The organism is Chryseobacterium koreense CCUG 49689 (genome assembly GCF_001045435.1).
Classification (GTDB): domain Bacteria; phylum Bacteroidota; class Bacteroidia; order Flavobacteriales; family Weeksellaceae; genus Kaistella; species Kaistella koreensis.
Genome location: NZ_LFNG01000002.1, coordinates 33,041 through 51,818, shown reverse-complemented (window position 1 = coordinate 51,818; position 18,778 = coordinate 33,041). Strand labels below are relative to the sequence as shown.

General features: G+C 40.0%; 21 protein-coding genes. 6 read left to right on the top strand and 15 right to left on the bottom strand.

The window, feature by feature from the left end; all coding sequences use genetic code 11:
• Together ACM44_RS01460 and ACM44_RS01455 are read left to right on the top strand one after the other, a co-directional pair.
• Entirely contained in the window at positions 1 to 597 is a 597-nt protein-coding gene (locus ACM44_RS01460) for a MarC family protein (protein ID WP_048498344.1), read from the top strand.
• A 12-nt stretch (positions 598 to 609) separates the two neighbouring features.
• A complete protein-coding gene (locus tag ACM44_RS01455; protein WP_048498343.1) occupies positions 610 to 801 on the top strand; it encodes a hypothetical protein in 192 nt (63 codons plus the stop codon).
• A 262-nt stretch (positions 802 to 1,063) separates the two neighbouring features.
• On the opposite strand, the gene ACM44_RS01445 is transcribed toward ACM44_RS01455, so the two are convergent.
• The 8 genes from ACM44_RS01445 to ACM44_RS01410 all read right to left on the bottom strand — a co-directional run bounded on the left by ACM44_RS01445 (position 1,064) and on the right by ACM44_RS01410 (position 8,573).
• The gene (locus ACM44_RS01445; RefSeq protein ID WP_048498341.1) at positions 1,064 to 2,119 is read right to left on the bottom strand and encodes a diphosphomevalonate/mevalonate 3,5-bisphosphate decarboxylase family protein; all 1,056 of its coding nucleotides are present in this window, start codon (positions 2,117 to 2,119) and stop codon (positions 1,064 to 1,066) included.
• 120 nt (positions 2,120 to 2,239) lie between these two features.
• Entirely contained in the window at positions 2,240 to 4,000 is a 1,761-nt protein-coding gene (locus tag ACM44_RS01440) for an AMP-dependent synthetase/ligase (RefSeq protein ID WP_048498340.1), read from the bottom strand.
• Between the two features lie 47 nt (positions 4,001 to 4,047).
• On the bottom strand, positions 4,048 to 5,055 hold the full coding sequence (locus ACM44_RS01435) for an NAD-dependent epimerase/dehydratase family protein (protein ID WP_048498339.1): 1,008 nt from the start codon (positions 5,053 to 5,055) through the stop codon (positions 4,048 to 4,050).
• A 55-nt stretch (positions 5,056 to 5,110) separates the two neighbouring features.
• On the bottom strand, positions 5,111 to 5,899 hold the full coding sequence (locus ACM44_RS01430) for an alpha/beta fold hydrolase (protein ID WP_048498338.1): 789 nt from the start codon (positions 5,897 to 5,899) through the stop codon (positions 5,111 to 5,113).
• A gap of 33 nt (positions 5,900 to 5,932) precedes the next feature.
• On the bottom strand, positions 5,933 to 6,142 hold the full coding sequence (locus ACM44_RS01425; RefSeq protein WP_048498337.1) for a nucleotidyl transferase AbiEii/AbiGii toxin family protein: 210 nt from the start codon (positions 6,140 to 6,142) through the stop codon (positions 5,933 to 5,935).
• A gap of 8 nt (positions 6,143 to 6,150) precedes the next feature.
• Positions 6,151 to 6,456 (bottom strand): DUF6922 domain-containing protein, encoded by a 306-nt coding sequence (locus ACM44_RS01420; protein ID WP_048498336.1) that lies wholly within the window; start codon positions 6,454 to 6,456, stop codon positions 6,151 to 6,153.
• 20 nt (positions 6,457 to 6,476) lie between these two features.
• Positions 6,477 to 7,196, bottom strand: a complete 720-nt coding sequence (locus ACM44_RS01415; protein ID WP_048498335.1) for a pyridoxine 5'-phosphate synthase — start codon at positions 7,194 to 7,196, stop codon at positions 6,477 to 6,479.
• A 117-nt stretch (positions 7,197 to 7,313) separates the two neighbouring features.
• Positions 7,314 to 8,573: a mechanosensitive ion channel family protein gene (locus ACM44_RS01410; protein ID WP_048498334.1), complete on the bottom strand. Its 1,260-nt coding sequence runs from the start codon at positions 8,571 to 8,573 to the stop codon at positions 7,314 to 7,316.
• Positions 8,574 to 8,639: 66 nt separating this feature from the next.
• On the opposite strand from ACM44_RS01410, the gene ACM44_RS01405 reads away from it, so the two are divergent.
• Both ACM44_RS01405 and ACM44_RS14820 read left to right on the top strand, forming a co-directional pair.
• Positions 8,640 to 9,125, top strand: coding sequence for a DUF456 domain-containing protein (locus tag ACM44_RS01405; RefSeq protein WP_048498333.1), 486 nt, complete (start codon positions 8,640 to 8,642; stop codon positions 9,123 to 9,125).
• Positions 9,126 to 9,133: 8 nt separating this feature from the next.
• Positions 9,134 to 9,826, top strand: coding sequence for a hypothetical protein (locus ACM44_RS14820; RefSeq protein ID WP_053215422.1), 693 nt, complete (start codon positions 9,134 to 9,136; stop codon positions 9,824 to 9,826).
• On the opposite strand, the gene ACM44_RS01395 is transcribed toward ACM44_RS14820, so the two are convergent.
• Positions 9,813 to 10,454: a uracil-DNA glycosylase gene (locus ACM44_RS01395; RefSeq protein ID WP_048498332.1), complete on the bottom strand. Its 642-nt coding sequence runs from the start codon at positions 10,452 to 10,454 to the stop codon at positions 9,813 to 9,815. The two genes, ACM44_RS14820 and ACM44_RS01395, sit on opposite strands and share 14 nt — an antisense overlap.
• A gap of 194 nt (positions 10,455 to 10,648) precedes the next feature.
• Between ACM44_RS01395 and ACM44_RS01390 the strand changes: the two genes are divergently transcribed.
• Positions 10,649 to 12,799: an endonuclease MutS2 gene (locus ACM44_RS01390; protein WP_048498331.1), complete on the top strand. Its 2,151-nt coding sequence runs from the start codon at positions 10,649 to 10,651 to the stop codon at positions 12,797 to 12,799.
• 68 nt (positions 12,800 to 12,867) lie between these two features.
• Here ACM44_RS01390 and rny read toward each other — a convergent pair whose 3' ends face one another.
• The 6 genes from rny to ACM44_RS01360 all read right to left on the bottom strand — a co-directional run bounded on the left by rny (position 12,868) and on the right by ACM44_RS01360 (position 17,476).
• Complete coding sequence (gene rny / locus ACM44_RS01385; protein WP_048498330.1) at positions 12,868 to 14,439, bottom strand: ribonuclease Y; 1,572 nt, start codon at positions 14,437 to 14,439, stop codon at positions 12,868 to 12,870.
• Positions 14,440 to 14,663: 224 nt separating this feature from the next.
• The gene (locus ACM44_RS01380; protein ID WP_048498329.1) at positions 14,664 to 14,951 is read right to left on the bottom strand and encodes a cell division protein ZapA; all 288 of its coding nucleotides are present in this window, start codon (positions 14,949 to 14,951) and stop codon (positions 14,664 to 14,666) included.
• Positions 14,951 to 15,253, bottom strand: coding sequence for a hypothetical protein (locus ACM44_RS01375; protein WP_048498328.1), 303 nt, complete (start codon positions 15,251 to 15,253; stop codon positions 14,951 to 14,953). The genes ACM44_RS01380 and ACM44_RS01375 overlap by 1 nt, the downstream gene beginning before the upstream one ends.
• 136 nt (positions 15,254 to 15,389) lie before the next feature.
• Positions 15,390 to 16,175 (bottom strand): type IX secretion/gliding motility protein PorT/SprT, encoded by a 786-nt coding sequence (gene porT / locus ACM44_RS01370; RefSeq protein WP_048498327.1) that lies wholly within the window; start codon positions 16,173 to 16,175, stop codon positions 15,390 to 15,392.
• A gap of 1 nt (position 16,176) precedes the next feature.
• Positions 16,177 to 16,896 carry a bifunctional demethylmenaquinone methyltransferase/2-methoxy-6-polyprenyl-1,4-benzoquinol methylase UbiE gene (gene ubiE / locus ACM44_RS01365; protein ID WP_407637840.1) on the bottom strand — a complete coding sequence of 240 codons (720 nt, stop codon included), beginning with the start codon at positions 16,894 to 16,896 and terminating at the stop codon, positions 16,177 to 16,179.
• Positions 16,897 to 16,906: 10 nt separating this feature from the next.
• Positions 16,907 to 17,476: a hypothetical protein gene (locus tag ACM44_RS01360; RefSeq protein WP_048498325.1), complete on the bottom strand. Its 570-nt coding sequence runs from the start codon at positions 17,474 to 17,476 to the stop codon at positions 16,907 to 16,909.
• A 214-nt stretch (positions 17,477 to 17,690) separates the two neighbouring features.
• Between ACM44_RS01360 and ACM44_RS01355 the strand changes: the two genes are divergently transcribed.
• Positions 17,691 to 18,758 (top strand): 3-oxoacyl-ACP synthase III family protein, encoded by a 1,068-nt coding sequence (locus ACM44_RS01355; RefSeq protein ID WP_048498324.1) that lies wholly within the window; start codon positions 17,691 to 17,693, stop codon positions 18,756 to 18,758.
• Positions 18,759 to 18,778: the final 20 nt, after the last annotated feature.

Here is an 18,778-nt window from a genome sequence, read left to right as displayed (position 1 = left end):
ATGTTTGAATTTTTCTCCATTAAAGAAACACTTACCACCGCAATGGTTTTGTTTGCGGTGATTGACATCGTGGGATCACTTCCGGTAATCGTCGGTTTAAAACAAAAATTTGGAAAAATCGAGTCTGAAAGAGCGGCGATCGTTGCGGGTGCATTGATGCTTGCATTTCTTTTCATCGGAAACAAAATCCTGAAATTCATCGGAGTCGATGTATACTCGTTTGCCATTGCAGGTGCTTTGGTCATCTTCATTATTGCATTGGAAATGATTTTAGGAATTGAAATCCACAAACACACCGAGGCGAAAGCAGCATCCATCGTTCCGATCGCATTTCCACTCGTTGCAGGTGCCGGGACTTTGACCACGTTACTTTCCCTTCGTGCAAACTATCACGACATCAATATTATTTCGGCTATTCTTTTAAATACGCTATTTGTCTATCTGGTTTTAAAATCGGCAAACTGGCTCGAAAGAATATTGGGTCCCACGACGCTTCAGATTTTGCAAAAAGTTTTCGGAATTGTGCTTTTGGCGATTGCCATTAAATTATTTACCGCTAACTTTGCACAGTTATTTTCAACATACGTGAAATTCTAAACCAGGCCAAAAATGCAGCGATTCTATAAAATATTCTTAGCACTTTTCATTATTTTTATCGGTTTCAATCTCTATGTGATCGAGTGGGATCTTGGATTTTGGCATGAAGAAAACGCCAAATTCATCCTTTCTCTCTCTGCCGGAATTTTGGGAGTTGTACTGGTCTTAGTGCTGCATTACATGAGCAGATTGGTGAGAAAGTAGGCTTAATTTTTTGAGATTTAAGCTCAATCTATCGTCAACTTTCAACACCCACAGAAAATCTTTTGTTCAGGAAACCTTCTCGCTTCCTTCGATTGTTCGATTTTTTAAATAAAAAATCGCAAGTATGGAAAAAAACGCAATGGGAAATAAATACTGACCATTTTCCCTAAACGTTTTTCTTAAGGGAATCTCATCACCAAATCCAAAATTTTGAAAGCGCCGTTTTGCAATTCTCAACTTTATTTCTTGATGAAATTTCATTTCAAAACCTCATCTCATCCTTCACCACTCCGCCATTTTGGGTATGTTGCAACAATTCCTTTACGACAAATTCCCTGATTTTGTCAGCCTCGGCATTTTCTGGAAAAAGCAAGTGGACATTCGCTCCTGCATCTAAAGTAAAGAACAAATGGAGTCCGGTCTCTTTTCGGAAATTCCAGATTTTGTGGATGACTTCCAAAGTACCGGTTTTCATTAAAATAAATGCCGGTTCGCTCATCATCATCATCGCGTGAAGCGTCAAAGCCTCATGTTCTACCAGTTGCATAAATCGCGAGATGTCGCCGGTTTTTAAAATTTCTTTTAACAATGAAAAATTCTCATGAGCTTCCTTGAATCTTCGTTCCGCATAGGGATTGGTTTTCATCAAACCATGTCCAACCGTGGAACTCACCGATTTTTCACCTTCATGAATCAATAAAACCCAATCATTGAAACTCTTGAAAACCGAATGAATTTCATCATTTGGATAGGGAACCGCGAAAAGATCCGAACTCGTGGGAACTTCTTTGGTTTCGCCCCAAACAACAAGTCCGTCATACAAACTTCTGCACGCACTTCCACTTCCCAATCGGGCGATGAAACTGGCTTTCCTGAGTTTAAAATCCGCATCCATTTTCCCGGAAAATTCTTCATCCAAATCCATCAGACATTTGGCAATGGCACCAAAACCCGAAGCGGAACTGGCAATTCCCGAACTGTGCGGAAAGGTATTTTCGGTTTTAATAATGTATTTCCCTTTTAAGATCCAAGGCAAAAATGGCTCAATGTCTTTAAAATATTTCTCGATTTTTTCGGCGAATTTTTTTTCTTCATTTCCGGCGAGAAAAGTCTTGACAGAAAATTTTTCATCTGCCAAAAATTCCATTGAGGTATTGGTTTTACAGTGATTTAAGGTATAACTGATACTTGGGTTTGCCGGAATCTGGTTTTCGTATTTCCCCCAATATTTGATGAGGGCGATGTTTGAAGGACAACTCGCTGAAACGGTTTGCGATGAAATATTGAAATTTGGATTTCCTAAAAATTCGTTTGTCATAATTATTATTTAACACAAAGAAAAAAGAGTTTCACAATGTTTAAGTGTTCAGTTCTAAAATTAATGGGAACAAACTGCGATTTGATTGACTTTGAAAATCGGACCATTTACGATTTGTCCTTAAGAATACATTTTGTCAATCAAATCAACATATTTCGCCAAAACCACATTTCGTTTCACTTTCAAAGTTGGGGTGATTTCACCGGTGGTGATTTCAAATTCCGCCGGCATCAAAACAAATTTTTTCACTTTTTCAAAACCGGAAAGCTGCTTTTGGATTTCGTCCAGTTTTTGATGGTAAAAATCCTTAATTTTATCTGTATTCACAATCTCTTCCCAGCTGGTGAATGGAATATTCAGTTTGGGCAACAGTTCTTTTAAGGCCTCAAAATTGGGAATAATCAAAGCGGTGACAAAAGGTTTTCCCTCTGCAATCACCATGGCTTGAGTGATGAAATTATTATTGGACAAAAGGTTTTCAATCGGTTGTGGCGCGACATATTTCCCATTCGAAGTCTTCATCAAATCCTTGATTCTATCGGTAATCACGAGATTTCCTTTTTCGTCGAATTTACCGGCATCACCGGTTTTGAACCAACCGTCATTGGTGAAAACCTCGGCAGTTTCAGCGGGCTTTTTGTAATAACCTTTCATGATTCCGCTTCCTTTGGCCTGAATCTCATCATTTTCGCCAATTCGGATTTTGGTGTCGCCCAAAGTAATTCCCGCGGTGCCGTACTCGTAATTTTGAAACGGAAAAGCGGTCAAAGTCGCGGTAGTTTCCGTCAATCCATAACCCACGGTAATGTGGATTCCCATGGCGTCGAAAAATTGGGTCACCTCCGCAGAAATGGAAGCTCCTCCACACGGCATGAACCAGAGATTTCCACCCATTTTGTGCTTTATCTTTTTGAAAACTAAAGTATTGGCGATATAATTTTTCAATTTTAATGAGAACGAAACGGATTTCCCGGTCCGCTTTAACTCAGCGACTTCTGCACCCACTTTCATTGCCCAATTAAAAATCTTCTTTTTCGATTCAGTACTTTCCGAAACCATTTCCTGGATTCCTGCATAGATTTTTTGGTAGAATCTGGGAACGGAGCACATCATGGTAGGCTTCACTTCCGTTAAAGTACTGGCAATAAGTTTGGTGTTTTCCAGAAAAGTTACTTTGGCACCGCCATAAAGACAAAGCAAAGTCCAGCTTCTTTCAAAAACGTGAGTCAGTGGTAAAAACGCAAGAGAATGTTCATTTTCAAAGTTTTTAAATTTAAAGAAATCAAAATGTGCATCGAAACATTTGTAAAAATTCCCGTGAGTGAGCATCACGCCTTTCGGAACGCCGGTGGTTCCGGAAGTGTAAATGATTGTGGCTAAATCTTCATCATCCTTTTCCACTATCTCAAAGTGTTCATCGCATTTTTTGATGAAATCTTCCAGATATTGTGATTTTTCCTTTTGGATCCAAACGGACTTTTTGGACACAATGATCTGCTGCAGCACTTGATTTTTATTCAGTATTTCAACAGCGGCGTCATATTGATCCTGATTTCCGACCAAAATGATCTTTGCTTCGGAATCAGCGAGAATATATTCCGCCTGTTCCAGATTATTGGTGGAATAGATTGGAACCGTGACCGCACCAAGCGAAAGTACTGCCAAATCGAAAATAATCCATTCTGCTGAATTGTCCGAATAAATCGCAACCCTATCATTTTCAACGATTCCGGCAGTTTTCAGCGCGTTCGCCGTCTTGAAAACCATCCTCCGGAAATTTGCCCAGCTCAGTTCCTTCCATTCCTCTTTTTTCTTATAACCGATGGCGGATTTTAATGGAAATTTTTGGGTGTTACTATTGAGAAAATGAGTGACATTCATAATAAGTTGGGAAGATGTAAGTGAAAAACCTAAAGAAAAATAGGGCGCTATTTCGTGCTTTGGTCATTTAAATAATTATTCAGATGGAACTCGAGGCTTTCTTCGACGGGGATGAATTCAAACCCGAGTTTTTTCTTTATTTTCTGATTTGATATTTGATGGAAGCTCGTCACCGCTTCGATATTTACCGTATTGGCCATTCTTAAAGGTGAAATCAGCCATCCTAAAAAAAGATTTAAAACCTGGCTGACTCGCAATACTGATTTTGAAATCACTTTCGGTTCGGATTTCCCCAGTTTCTTTCGGACGAAGGCGGTCATTTCGCGATATCTTTTGTTTTCGGAAATCAAGATAAATCTTTCGCCAAAAATATTTTTATCCATCAAATCGGCTGAAATTTTCGCCACATCGCGCACATCCACATAGGAAGTTCCGCCCGAAAAAGTGAGCGGTTTAGAAAAATTCTCGAAAATCAATCCGCTGCTTTCCTTCCAGTTTCCACTGCCGATGATGATTCCCGGATTGACGATGACCACTTTTAAACCTTCGGCTGCAGCGCGCCAAACTTCCATTTCAGAAAAATGTTTAGAAACCGCGTATGCAGAATGGTTCAGTTTCGGATTGTAGTCGGAGTTTTCATCCATTTCCCCTTTTTCATTAAGTCCGTCCAAAACCGCGATGGAACTCACGAAACAGAATTTTTCTACGGAAGAATTCTCACACGCATACAAAAGGTTTTTAGTTCCTTCAATATTGGTGTGGTACATTTTCTTGCTGTCTTTGGGATGGAAACTGACTTTCGCAGCACAATGATAAACTTCTCCCACTCCATTCAAAACCATTTTCAAGGAATCGATATCCTCAAAATCCACATCTACCCATTCGATTCGGTTGAAAATTTCATCTGGATCTTCCGTATAAAATTTTAAAGAATTCCTGACTTCCTCAAGGTTGCTGAACTTTCGTTTCGAAGCGCGAACGGATTTTCCCCGTTTGAGCAGTTCCAAAACGATGACTCTTCCGAGGATTCCTGTGGCGCCAGTTACTAAGACCATGGGTATTGAGTAATAATTTACAAAAATACACTTTAATTGTGCGTTTTCAAAAATCTCAACTCACGAATTTATGCTCTATAAAATCCTTGACCACCCCATTAAAATCTTTCGGATTTTCCGCCTGGACCCAATGTCCCGCATTTTCGATCTTCACGATGGAGGAATTTGGGAATTGCTGCCTAATTTGAAACTCGTCTTGGGGAAGAATATAATTTGATTTTGCGCCTGCAATAAATAAAGTTTCGCCGGCAAAAACCCCGTATTTTATGGCATTCGACACAAACTCGCTGTATTTTTCGGACAAAGTTTTCAGATTGAATCTCCAATCCAATTTTTTGTCGTCTTTCCAATAAAGGTTTTTTGTGAGAAACTGAATGACGGATTTTTCGGGAATGAACTGGTGCAGCACTTCCTCCACTTCCTGCCGGGAATTTACTTTTTCGAAATCCACGCTTTCCAGCGCCTTCATTATTCCCTGATGATGCGGCGGGTACGCTTTCGGACCGATATCTACCACGATAAGTTTTTCAACTTTCATCGGATATTTTATGGCGAACTGCATCACTGCTTTTCCACCGAGAGAATGGCCGAGCAAATTCGCTTTCTCGATCCCGTGATGCGCCATGTAATGCGTGATATCATGCGCCAAATCATCGTGCGACATTTCTTCGGAATGGAAACTTTTGCCATGGTTCCTTAAATCAATGAGATGAACCGGAAAAAACTCACCCATTTCCTTACCGAAACTTCCCCAGTTGTCGAGCATTCCGAAAAGTCCATGAAAAACCAGAAGCGGGGTCCCCGATTTTTCCTGCCCGTATATTTTTGAGTGGAGGATTTGCATTAAATTTATTTTAGATTTTACTTTTTTTACAAGTCAAGATTTATTGACAGATAAAATAAGGACATTTCTTGATTTTTGAATGGTTTGAACTTTTCCAAATTGCTTAAGTTCCTCAATAAAAGCATCAGGTTCGATGGTAACTTTTCCAAATAGATCCAAATCTATTGAATTTCGATGTCCCAACTGAAGTGCCAAAGCAGTTCCACCAACTAAAATAAAATCAGAAAAAACTTCTGATTTCATGATAAAGTTTAAGAGTTCCAGACATTCTGAACTAACTGTCTCTGTTCGAAGCATTTGAATTCTTTTTTGTCAATTTTGAAAATAGTCGATACAAACGAAAGCGTTACCGGATCTAAACTTTTCAGATTAAGCGCAACTTCTTTGATGGTCTGTAAACCATAATATTTTTTCAGCAAATTCCAATCTTCGATTTGACCATATTCCAGAACTTTTTGAATCATTTGTTCTTTATGTTTCTCCAAGTCAAAACCATTCAAATCCACATCCCAAAAAAGATGTTTAGAAAAATCGTTTACTGTAATTTCGGAATTCATTCTTCAAATTTAGAGAATTTCTACCATTTCGCCAGTCTTTTCAAATACGCCTGAACTGTATTTTCCAGTCCCATATACAACGCTTCGGAAATCAGGGCGTGTCCTATGGAAACTTCCAGCAAATTGGGAATATGGTCTGCGAAATATTTCAGGTTATCCAGGCTCAAATCGTGGCCCGCGTTAATTCCCAAACCGAATTTCGTGGCTTCCAAAGCGGTTTCGTAATACGGTTTGATGGCTGATTCTTTGTCGATCGGGTAATTTTTCGCAAACGCTTCGGTATACAGTTCGATTCGGTCCGTTCCGGTTTCTGCGGCAAATTTTACCATCTCCGGATTGGGGTCAAGGAAAATGGAAGTCCTTATACCTGCATTCTTCAATTCAGCGATGACCAATTTCAGAAAATCCAGATTTTTTTCACAATCCCAACCCGCATTGGAAGTAATCGCGTCATCTGCATCGGGAACCAAAGTCACCTGTTCCGGCTTGATTTCCAGCACCATATCAAGAAACGGACGGTGTGGATTTCCTTCAATATTAAACTCGGTGGTAATCAAAGGCTTCAAATCATAGACATCTTTTCTGGTAATATGTCTTTCGTCGGGACGAGGATGAACTGTAATTCCTTGAGCGCCAAAATCCTGCAGTTTTATCGCTGCTTCGGTCACACTTGGAAGTTCGCCGCCTCTTGCATTTCTGATGGTGGCTATTTTGTTGATATTTACACTGAGTTTGGTCATTCTTATTTGTTTGAGGTTTGAAGTTTGAAGTTTGAGGCCTGTCTGCCGACAGGTAGATTTGAGGTTAATTTACTCGAAAAAATTCACGCGAGGCAATTTCATTTTTTAAGGCATTTTTTACGCACGATTCACCTGCATCACCTGCAGATCGAATTCTTTGGAGGCCACCAAAAGATGGTCAAAAATATCCGCGAGAATATCCTCATAATTCGCCCAAACCGAACTGTTGGTGAAACAGTAAATTTCGAGCGGCATACCTTGCGGCGTATTCTCCAGCTGTCTCACGATGATGGTTCCCTGCTGTTCGATGAATTCATTGTTTTTCAAATAATTAAAGACATATTCACGGAAAACTCCGATATTGGTCAGTTGCCGCCCATTGATCAAAAGTTCAGGGTTTGGAATTGAGGATCTGTTTTTGATCACTTCATCTCTTTTGGTTTCAATATAATCGCTGATCAAATTGATTTTTGCGAGTTTATCTAGATTTTCGCCGTCCAGAAATTTAAAAGAATTGATATTAAAAATAATGGAACGCTTGATTCTTCTGGTATTGCTTTCCGTCATTACCTGTAGATTCTTGACTTCTGTGGTCAAAAGATCGTAAGTAGGAATCGTGGAGAGGGTCTTGTCGAAATTCTGAATCTTGGTAGTCAAGAGATTGAGGTCTATGATATTTCCTTCCAGATTATACTTCGGAATCCCAATCCAGTCACCGACTTTCAAATTCTTAGAAGTTGCCACGTGAAGTCCGGTTACAAATCCCAAAATCATATCCCGAAAAATCAACACCAAAACGGCAGTGATCGCACCCAAACTTCCCACAATAGCAGAACCGCTGATTCCGAATATCACACAAATAGCCACCACCGCGGAAATAAAAATCCCAAAAATCCGCACAGTCTGCGAAACCGCATTCAGCGCAATGATTCTATAGTGGTTCTTCATGATGATGTAATAGTTTCGAAATGCCGCCAATCCGCGATAAAGCATTCCCGCAACTACAAATACGATGATCAGTCCGATCATCCTTTCCAAAAGTGTGAAACTTTTAGGATGCCGGTAAAAAATGGAAAACAGCGCATAGCTCCCAAACAGAAGCGCCATCAGATTGGCGAAAGAATTGGTAATCCGCGATTGGTAAATGGATTTTAGAACGGGATATTTATCTTTAAAAAAAAACACCCGGAAAATCCCATTCACCAACATTTTCACTAAGAAACCGACCAGAAAAATAACCAGAAAAAGAAATAAAAGTTTCAGCACGATTTGCCAAAAGAGAACCCAACTGTCGGGTAAGTTGCCTCTTACCCAATAATGAATGGAATCGCTAATGGTCTGCAGAAAATCTTTAGTGTCTTTCAGTTCGGAGTTCATCAGTACAAAATTAAGAAAACTGTTTGTTATTCGCTGATTAATAATTATTTTTAACAAAAAAAAGAAATGGAGAACAGTTTAATTTACCTTGTGGTGCTGATCTTAATGATATTGGGGATTGTAGGAACCATTATTCCAGTTTTGCCAGGACTCCTCCTAAGTTTATGTGGATTGTTGATCTATAAATTTGGGACAGATGCTCCACTTTCAATGATTTATATCTGGATCTTCGTGGTATTAACCGGAATATCCGTCGTTCTGAATTATGTAATTCCCGCGCGAACGAACCGCAGATACGGTGGAACCCGATGGGGAAGCGTGGGTTCAGTAGTCGGAACTTTTGCAGGGATGTACTTCATTCCAATTCCGTTTGGATTCTTGATTGGGATGTTTTTGGGTGTTTTTATCGGGGAATTATTGCACGATGCACATGACAAAAAAAAAGCATGGAATTCCACAAAAGGCGCCCTGATAGGCTTTATATATGGAACCGGATTTAATTTCATCGTTGCTTTGGCAATGTTTTTGGTGGTAATAATTGACCTCTTTTAAAAATAAAAATGATGTATCAACCAATCATAATTACCGCATTTGGATTGCTCACATTGGCGACCTGTGCAAATCCTGACGCAAAGAACGAAAACACCAGCAAAGAAACGTCTGTGAACGCTACTACCACTTCCACAGTGGCAGAACATTCCACGACCAGCGCAAATGCAACAAATGACAAAGTCAATCCTTCAATAAATACCACCATGCAGGACCAAACATCATCCCCCAAAAAAGGTGAACCGGAAATGGCACCAGGATTACCACCCGACAAAGAAGCATTGGATCAGGCAAAAAAAGAGGCCGCTCTGCGTTCTGCAAAATCCGACAAAGGTGGCGTCATCTATCTAAAAGAAGGTGAAAATCGATTTTTGAAAGAATATGAAATGAATGTCACCTTCAAGAAAATGCTTGAAGACAGCCGTTGTCCGCAAGGTGTAGATTGCATTTGGGCCGGAAACGCTACTGCCGAAATTGAACTGATGGGAACTTATACCCGTCCGATGACTTTTCAACTGAGCACCACAAATGACGCCAGAAGAGGAACCACAACCACAGGAAATTTCAATGGTTACAGTATTTCCCTGGTTGAAGTTTATCCTCAAACTACTGCGGAAAAAGGATTTAAAGCACGACAAGGGAATTATAAAATCGGGTTAAAATTCTCTAAAAGCTCAAACGGCGACGGAGTTACCACAAAATAACCCCCAATTTTTTTGATGCTAAATAGTCATTGATTTTAGAAAATGGCTTGCTGCCGTAAAATCCTCGATAAACCGAAAAAGGTGAAGGGTGAGCCGATTTAATAATAAAATGCTTAGAGGAATCGATGAGTTCCTCCTTTTTTTGTGCAAAAGCGCCCCACAAAACGAACACCACATTTTCTTTCTTATCCGAAATTTCGCGGATTACAAAATCTGTAAATTTTCCCCAACCAAGATCTTTATGCGAATTTGGAACATGTGCTTTCACCGACAATGTAGTATTCAAAAGCAATACGCCTTGTTTCGCCCAGTCGTCGAGTTCGGTTTTAGTCCGCACAATCCCTAAATCGTTTTTCAGTTCGGTGAAAATATTTTTTAAAGAAGGAGGCGCAGAAACTTCTTCAGAAACAGAAAAACAAAGCCCATTCGCTTGAAAATCATTATGGTAAGGATCCTGCCCAATGATCACCACTTTCACCTCATCAAACGGAGTCAGTTCCAAAGCACGGAAAATTTGGTTTTCCGGCGGGAAACATTTTCCGGAAGCATATTCAGCCCTTACTTTTTGCCAAAGGTCTTTAAAATAATCGGAGTTTCTTACAGGTGCTAAAATTTCGGACCAATTCATAAATGGGAAGCGGGGAATGATTTCCACAAAAATAAGACATTTCCAGAATTATCATTTCCAACCTTCTTCTACATGAACAGTTTGGATCAACATCACATCATCACATCATCACATCATCACATCATCACATCACCACATCACCACATCACCACATCATCATATCATCACATCAACAAATTGATTATTTTTGCAAAGTGCATATACAACAAGAAGATTTAGACGAATTAGAATTTCCCGAACTTTTGTCGGAAATAGCTCCATTTGCATTTTCACCCAAAATTGCGGAGAAAATCCTGGCAATCAGCCCGATGAAGATCGAAGAAGCCGAACTTTCCCTAAAAAAAGTGGCGGAGTTTCTATCGAGTTTTGAAAGCGAAAACGCCATTCCATTTCATGAATATGAAGATATTGAGCAGGAACTAAAACTGATGATGATCGAAAATTTCCGGTTAGAGAATTCAGCCTTTATCAAAATAAAAAGTTTGACTGAGCAAATCGGAAAACTTCAAAAATTCTTCCCGCCATTCGAAGAATTATTCCTGAACCTTAATAATGATGTCAAAGAATTAGAATTTAGAAAGGAAATCATCGACAAAATAGACAAGGTTTTCAATCGTTTCGGTGAAGTGAAAAGCGAAGCTTCCCAACTCCTGAAAACGCTTCGAACCGAAATCCAGCACGCCAGAAAAGCCATTCAGGAAAACTTTAACCGGACTTTAAGCTCGTTCTCAACAACCGATTTTTTAGACGACATCAAGGAAAGCATCATTGATGACCAAAGGGTTTTGGCGGTGAAATCGGGATACAAAAAAAGAGTTTCCGGAAGAGTTTTGGGGGTTTCAAAGACAGGGTCAATTACCTATATTCAACCCGAATCCGTAGTAAAACACCAGTTTAAACTTCGTGAAAATCTGGAGGAAGAAAAAAAAGAAGTCGATAAAATCTTAAGGAAACTCACAGCAGAAATCTCCGAATTTCAGCCAGACCTTTCAGATTATCAAAGCTATATTTTCGATTTGGATTTGACCAGAGCCAAAGCAAAATTCGCTGAAAAAATCGGCGGCGTTTTACCTAAGATCAACCGGCATAAGACTTTGCGCCTTGTCAATGCATTCCATCCACTTTTGCTCATCAGCAACCGGGAAGCGAAGAAACAGATTTTTCCGCAAACTTTGACTTTAACGGAACATAACCGAATCATCTGTATTTCCGGACCCAATGCCGGTGGAAAATCCATCACTTTGAAAACGGTCGGGTTGCTTCAACTGATGATTCAGAGCGGAATATTGGTTCCGGTTCACCCAAAATCGGAAATGTTTTTCTTTAAGAAATTAATGACCGATATCGGGGACAATCAGTCGATTGAAAACCATCTTTCCACGTATTCTTCCCGATTAAAAAAGATGTCGAAGATCATCCGAGAAGCCAATTCCGATACCCTTTTGTTGATCGACGAATTCGGGACCGGTTCTGATCCGGAATTGGGAGGTGCTTTGGCGGAGAGTTTTCTGGAATTCTTTTATGATAAGAAATCTTTCGCCATCATCACCACGCATTACACCAATATTAAACTGGTGATCGAGCAACTTCCCAACGCGCAAAATGCAGCGATGCTTTTCGACGAAAATTCTTTGGAACCACTTTACAAACTGGAAGTCGGACAAGCCGGAAGCTCCTTCACCTTCGAAGTGGCAGAGAAAAACAAAATTCCAAAATTCATCATTAATTCTGCAAAGAAAAAGGTGGAACACGACATCGTGAATCTTGACAAGACCATCGTGAAATTGCAGCAGGAAAAATTTGAGGTCGAAAAACTGAAATCCAATTTGACCGAACAGAAAGAATCTACCCAAAACAAGCGTGAAAATCTGGAAAAACTCAATGAACAGCTTCAGCAAAAACTTTTCAATTTTCAAAAACTTTACGAAGACGAACACCGGAAATTGCAGTTCGGAAATAAGATTGAGGGTTTCATCGATTCTTATGTGAAAGGAAAATCCAGGAAAGATGTGGTGAGGGATTTCGTGAAAATTCTGGAACAGGAAAAATTCCGAAAACTCGGCTCAGACAAAGATGAGTCCAAAAAACTCCAGGTCATCAAAAGGAAAATCACGCAGCAACTCAAGAAGGAAAACGTTCAGGAAAAAATCGCGGAAACCCATGAGAAATTAGAAGACCGAAAAAAGAAAGAGCGCGCAGTCTGGCTGAAAGTTGGGCAGCGTGTGAGAATTTCGGGTTCCACTTCTGTGGGAACCATTGAGAAAATCGACAAAAACCAAAAGGTGACCGTGAATTACGGAACGTTTAAAACCCAGATTTCGGGGGATGAGTTGGAAAGGATTTAAGGCTTAAACAAAAAGTCCCTTCATTTGCTGAAGGGACTTTTTAAAAAGATTTTTTTCCGAAAGGATTGTTACCTTGCGATATTCACTGCTCTGGTTTCGCGAATCACGGTGATTCTGACCTGCCCCGGATAAGTGAGTTCATTTTGGATTTTTTCTGAAATATCATAAGAAAGCTGTGCACTCTGCTCATCGTTCACCTTTCCGCTTTCCACCATTACACGGAGCTCACGACCCGCCTGGATTGCATAAGCACTGGAAACCCCGTCAAAACTCAATGCGGCAGCTTCCAAATCTTTCAATCTTTGGATATAAGATTCCAAAACCTGTCTTCTAGCACCTGGTCTTGCTCCGGAAATTCCGTCGGCAACTTGGATGATCGGCGAAAGTAGCGAAGTCATTTCAACCTCGTCATGGTGTGCTCCAATTGCGTTGACCACTTCTGGATTTTCTCCGAATTTTTCTGCCCACTGCATTCCTAGAAGCGCGTGCGGAAGTTCAGATTCCTGTTCCGGAACTTTTCCGATATCGTGCAGCAAACCGGCTCTTTTCGCCAATTTCACGTTGAGTCCCAGTTCTGCGGCCATCGTAGCTGCGATATTTGCAACTTCTCTGGAGTGCTGCAAAAGGTTTTGTCCATAAGAGGAACGGTATTTCATTCGTCCCACGATTTTCACCAATTCCGGATGAAGTCCGTGGATTCCCAAATCGATGATGGTTCTTTTACCAACTTCGATGATTTCTTCCTCGATATGTTTTCTGGTTTTTTCAACCACTTCCTCGATTCTTGCAGGGTGAATTCTTCCGTCGGTCACCAAACGGTGCAGCGATAATCTGGCGATTTCTCTTCTGACCGGATCGAAGCAGGAAAGCAGGATCGCTTCCGGAGTATCATCCACGATGATTTCAACACCGGTTGCCGCTTCCAAAGCACGGATATTTCTACCTTCTCTACCGATGATTCTTCCTTTCACTTCATCTGATTCAATATTGAACACAGAAACCGAGTTTTCAATTGCCTGCTCTGTTCCGATTCTTTGAATGGTTTGGATGACGATTTTTTTGGCTTCTTGTTTTGCATTGAGGTTGGCTTCTTCCATGATGCTTTGCACGTGAGCTTGCGCTTTTGTTTTCGCTTCGGCTTTCATGGCTTCCACCAGTTCTCTCTTGGCATCTTCGGCGGAATAACCAGAAATCTTTTCAAGAATTTCCACTTTCTGGGCAGTGATTGTATCCAGTTCCTGTTGTTTTCTTTCCAGGATTTCGTGCTTTTTGCCGTAGTCTGCGATTTGCCTGTCCAAATCTTTTTCCAGTTTTCCGGTTTTGCTCAATTCGTCATTGAGTTTGTGCTCTTTGTCTTTGATGCGTTTCTCGGCTTCCTGCATTTTCTTTTCTCTCTGCTGAATATCGGCATCGTGCTGCGACTTGAGTTCCAGGAATTTTTCCTTGGCCTGCAGATGTTTTTCCTTCTTCACGGCTTCTGCTTGCACCGTGGCTTTTTCTATAAGGTTTTCGGCGTTTTTCTTGGCATCATTAATGATGAATTTTGCCTTTGAATTCAGTGAGCTTTTGGAAAAGACAAATCCTAAAACTGCACCGATTCCCAGACAAACCATGCCGATGATAATTGTTATTAAGTCCATGTATATCTATGTTTATTTTTGTTCTAGTTCATAAAAAAAGCCCACAATAATTCCGGATTAGAGTAAACTCCTAATCTACACGATTTGAACTGATTTTCATTTTCTGTAATCCGAGCAAGTCGGCGCGCCATCAAATGAACTTTCGTCCGGTAATTGTTTAGCGTTGAGTTTACCTTTAATGTGTTAGAACTATTGTAGGCAGTCATTTCCCGGAAAAGAAAAATCTACTTTTCCAGCGCTTCCAAAATCCGGTTGATCTGCATCAACCTTTCATTGGAGGCATTAATATTCTTTTCGTTCGTGATTTGCGATACTTCTGCATTGGTTCCCATTTTCAGGGCACACATCGCTAAAGCATCCTGTTTGTCTCTCACGTCAAAATTTTGTTCAAAATCTTTAATCATGGCTTCAATCTGTTTCCCTACTTTTCGAAGTGTTTCTTCTTCTGCGGCGGGCACATTTAGCGGATAATTCCTTCCGGCAATGGTGATGGTAATTCTTCTCACTTCCATTACAATCCGTTGTTTTGAAGTTCTGCAATACAGTGATCCACTTCTTTGATCAGTCGGTTGATGTGCGTTTTCATCAGCCGGTTGTGGTCTGGATTTCCAGATATTGCTGAGTAAAGCTTTATATTTTTTTGTTCTTCTGCTAATACCTGACTTTTTCTTCTTTCCTCGTCATATTTCGCCTTCAGTTCTTCGTGTTCTCGACTTAGTTCCAAATATTTTTCGCTTAAGCTCTGATAATCTTTTCTGAAGTTCAGAACCTTTTTCTCCAAAAGCGAAAAATTATTCTCTAAGTCTCGAAGCATTTTCAGGTGTTGTTATTCTAACTATTGTACAAAAATATAAAAATTTAAATTGAATTGCGGATTTCTTGAAGATTTATTTGCATAAAAAAAGAGAAGGCGTGATCAACCTTCTCTTCATGAAATATTTAAATATATTTTATTCGAATTTCAGCACAAACATAAAAGCTCTGGTTTTTGCGGTAGAAATTGCCGAAGTCCAATATGGAGGCGTTTCAGCATTATCTGCCACCATTTCGTCATTGATCATGAAAGTTCCACGGAAACCCGGAGTCAGTTTGAATCTGCTGAAATAGAACTGAATTCCAATTTCTGCAGTCCAGGCAAAATTACTGGTCGTGGTGCGGAAAATTCCGTTGGCATTGTCGTCTGCCGATTTGCTGTTGGATTGCAAATTCATCATCCAGTTGACACCGGCAGCGGCGTAAGGTCTTGAATTGTACCATCTGTCGCCATGGACTTCAAGTAGCAATGGTACATCCACATAGGTGGATTTCACTGTTCGCAACTTGTCTGCTTCGGTTAATGCTCTGGGTGTGAATGGCGCATTGGCAGCGGTTCCACCCGCATATTGGTCGTTTGATTGGGTATTAAAGATGATTTCTCTGGACATGAACTGAAGTCCCGGTTCCAGCCTTAAATCAAAATTGTCGTCGAGACGCATTTTTCCGATTAATCCGGCTCCAAAACTGTAGGATGATTTGGTCTGGACAAGATTTCTCTGCCCATCCATCCCAAACATTGGATGCAGAACCAGTCTGTAGTCAAAATTATTTGCTGCAAGATAAAAACCGTAGCTGAATTTTTGGTTATCAAATCCTTCCAGACGGTCTTGTCTGTCTTTGGTTCTGAAAAGCTGTGCATTGAAAAGTCCCGAGATGAAAATTGCTGCGAGTACCTTGATGTTCAGTGTATTATTCCACATATTATTTGGTTGCCTTGTAAATAGTTGCAATTCCCAGACTTAGTTTTTTGTATTCTACTTTCTGGAATCCTGTCTTCAACAGTATATTTTTCATTTTCTCGCCAAACGGAAATGCGTTGACGGAATCCGGAAGATAAGTATAAGCTCTGTTATCTTTGGAAACCAATTTCCCGATTTGAGGCAGAATATTTTTAAAATAAAACATATAGAAAGGGGCCAAAAATCCTTCCACTTTAGAAAATTCAAGGATGTAAACGCTTGCATTTTCCTTCACTACCCTTCTGAGCTCCGATAAACCTTTCTCCAGATCCTCAAAATTTCTCACTCCAAAAGCAACGGAAACCGCATCAAATTTATTGTTTTCAAACGGAAGGTTTTCGGCATCACCTTTTTCCATAGAAATTTCGGCATCTAATTTAAGTTTTTTTATTTTATCGACACCTACATTCAACATTTGTTGCGAAAGGTCTAAACCAACCACTTTCGCACCGGTTCCTTTCTGCACGGCTATTGCCAGATCACCGGTTCCGGTCGCCACATCCAGCACCAATTTTGGGTGATCTTTGTTCATCCACTTCACCAAAGTGTTTCGCCAAAGCACATCAATCTTCATAGAAAGCACGTGGTTCAGCAAATCGTATTTCGGGGCGATATTGTCAAACATATCTTCAACTTCCTTCTTTTTCCCGGCTTCTGTATTGTATGGCGTAACTTGGCTCACAATCTTTAATTTAAAATTTGTAATATTCTTTGTAATAGTTCAGGAAATCCTCTTTTCTGAAAATCTTTGTTCTGGATTCCACTTTTTGGATGTTTTTCACCACCTGGTCATAGTTTTCGTCCAAATTATAGTAAAAATCATCGGTGTATAATTTATTGAAACGGATCGGTTTGTTCAGGTAATTTTTTCCGTCGATTTCGGTGGCTCCTCTTGCAGCGATCAGCGAATCTTTATTCAGTCCATATCCGTAAAACTGCTCGTTGATGTAATAATCCTGATGCGAAATATTCAGCAAACCGCGGTCTTTCTTCACGGTAAAGGAAGAATCGTACAAAAGTTTCCTTTGATCGTCATAGACCTCAATCTTATTTTTTCCCTTATTCAAATCTACCCTGAAATTTTGACCGGATGAAATAATCTTTTCCGCACCGTTATTGATCTTAAAGAAATAAGTGTTTTGTGAGGGGTTATCAACCAAATAATAATTTCTCTTAGCCAGAAAGACAAAATAGATCCCAAAAGCCCCAATGACAGCAAAAACCGAAATGAGCAAACCTTTGGCGGACGGACTTAATTTCATAATGATTGGCGTAAAAAACTTTGCAAATTTAGGGATTATTTTTTTTGTCGGGAATGATTTATTGATAGATGATTTAAAGGAAATACGATTAATCTAAACATCTATTTGTATAAAGCCTCCCTCAGCTGTAGCAAAAGCAGTTAATTTCAAAATTAATTTCCTTTCCTATATTTTTGGATTATTTCTTAACTTTGCCTAAATTTTCCAGAAATATATGCCCAATACAATTATTATAGGATCAGGAAGTTACATTCCCTCCAAAGTCATCGGTAAAGAACACTTCATGGATTCGGTTTTTTTCACCGATGAAGGTGACAGAATCAATAAACCAAACGAGGAAATCTTCCAGAAATTCGTAGAAATCACAGAAATCGAAGAAAGAAGATATCTGGAAGACGACGAATTCAATTCGGACCTCGGTTATCATGCCGCAAAAGAAGCCATCTACGATGCGGAAATTGACCAGGAAGAATTAGACTATATTATTTACGCCAGTAATTTTGGAGAAGTTGACCAAAATGGGATGACCAATTTCATGCCCTCCATGTCTGCAAGAGTTAAAAACAAACTCGGGATCAAAAACAGAAAATGCATCAATTACGACATGATTTTCGGTTGTCCGGGTTGGGTAGAAGCGATGATTTTGGCAGACACTTTAATTAAAGCCAAAAAAGCAAAACTAATTTTGGTGGTGGGTTCCGAGACTTTAAGTAGAGTGACCGATCCTTTTGACAGAAACAAAATGATTTTTGCTGACGGAGCCGGCGCAGTAGTGGTAAAAGCGACCGATGAAGAAAACGTAGGTATCATCGCTGATTCCACAATTTGTGACAATGGCATGGAACTAAACTACCTGGAAAACTCGCCTTCGCTGAATCAAGATGTGGAACAAAAAACCCTCTATATCAGAATGAGTGGCAGAAAAATCTACGAATATGCTTTAAAAAATGTTCCCATCGCCATTAAGGAAACAATTGACCAAGCAGGTTTGACCATTGATGATATCGACAAAATTCTGATCCATCAAGCCAATGCAAAAATGGATTACGCCATGATTTCCAGACTTCACAAACTATATGGAAAGACCGATTACAGCCACGATATCGCTCCGATGACCATTCAGCAATTCGGGAATTCATCAGTTGCTACGATTCCCACCATGTTTGACCTCATCATCAAAGGCGAAATGAAAGGTCAGAAATTCAAGGAAAAAGGAAATATCGTTTTCGCTTCCGTGGGCGCCGGAATGAACATCAACGCTATAGTTTACCGTTTTCCGTAAATACCAAAAAGTCCTTCCAG

Excerpts from the sequence above, each read along its gene's own strand:
- ACM44_RS01460 (WP_048498344.1), top strand. The coding sequence starts at position 1 with ATGTTTGAATTTTTCTCCATTAAAGAAACACTTACCACCGCAATGGTT.
- ACM44_RS01455 (WP_048498343.1), top strand. The coding sequence starts at position 610 with ATGCAGCGATTCTATAAAATATTCTTAGCACTTTTCATTATTTTTATC.
- ACM44_RS01445 (WP_048498341.1), bottom strand. The coding sequence starts at position 2,119 with ATGACAAACGAATTTTTAGGAAATCCAAATTTCAATATTTCATCGCAA.
- ACM44_RS01440 (WP_048498340.1), bottom strand. The coding sequence starts at position 4,000 with ATGAATGTCACTCATTTTCTCAATAGTAACACCCAAAAATTTCCATTA.
- ACM44_RS01435 (WP_048498339.1), bottom strand. The coding sequence starts at position 5,055 with ATGGTCTTAGTAACTGGCGCCACAGGAATCCTCGGAAGAGTCATCGTT.
- ACM44_RS01430 (WP_048498338.1), bottom strand. The coding sequence starts at position 5,899 with ATGCAAATCCTCCACTCAAAAATATACGGGCAGGAAAAATCGGGGACC.
- ACM44_RS01425 (WP_048498337.1), bottom strand. The coding sequence starts at position 6,142 with ATGAAATCAGAAGTTTTTTCTGATTTTATTTTAGTTGGTGGAACTGCT.
- ACM44_RS01420 (WP_048498336.1), bottom strand. The coding sequence starts at position 6,456 with ATGAATTCCGAAATTACAGTAAACGATTTTTCTAAACATCTTTTTTGG.
- ACM44_RS01415 (WP_048498335.1), bottom strand. The coding sequence starts at position 7,196 with ATGACCAAACTCAGTGTAAATATCAACAAAATAGCCACCATCAGAAAT.
- ACM44_RS01410 (WP_048498334.1), bottom strand. The coding sequence starts at position 8,573 with ATGAACTCCGAACTGAAAGACACTAAAGATTTTCTGCAGACCATTAGC.
- ACM44_RS01405 (WP_048498333.1), top strand. The coding sequence starts at position 8,640 with ATGGAGAACAGTTTAATTTACCTTGTGGTGCTGATCTTAATGATATTG.
- ACM44_RS14820 (WP_053215422.1), top strand. The coding sequence starts at position 9,134 with ATGATGTATCAACCAATCATAATTACCGCATTTGGATTGCTCACATTG.
- ACM44_RS01395 (WP_048498332.1), bottom strand. The coding sequence starts at position 10,454 with ATGAATTGGTCCGAAATTTTAGCACCTGTAAGAAACTCCGATTATTTT.
- rny (WP_048498330.1), bottom strand. The coding sequence starts at position 14,439 with ATGGACTTAATAACAATTATCATCGGCATGGTTTGTCTGGGAATCGGT.
- ACM44_RS01380 (WP_048498329.1), bottom strand. The coding sequence starts at position 14,951 with ATGGAAGTGAGAAGAATTACCATCACCATTGCCGGAAGGAATTATCCG.
- ACM44_RS01375 (WP_048498328.1), bottom strand. The coding sequence starts at position 15,253 with ATGCTTCGAGACTTAGAGAATAATTTTTCGCTTTTGGAGAAAAAGGTT.
- porT (WP_048498327.1), bottom strand. The coding sequence starts at position 16,175 with ATGTGGAATAATACACTGAACATCAAGGTACTCGCAGCAATTTTCATC.
- ACM44_RS01360 (WP_048498325.1), bottom strand. The coding sequence starts at position 17,476 with ATGAAATTAAGTCCGTCCGCCAAAGGTTTGCTCATTTCGGTTTTTGCT.
- ACM44_RS01355 (WP_048498324.1), top strand. The coding sequence starts at position 17,691 with ATGCCCAATACAATTATTATAGGATCAGGAAGTTACATTCCCTCCAAA.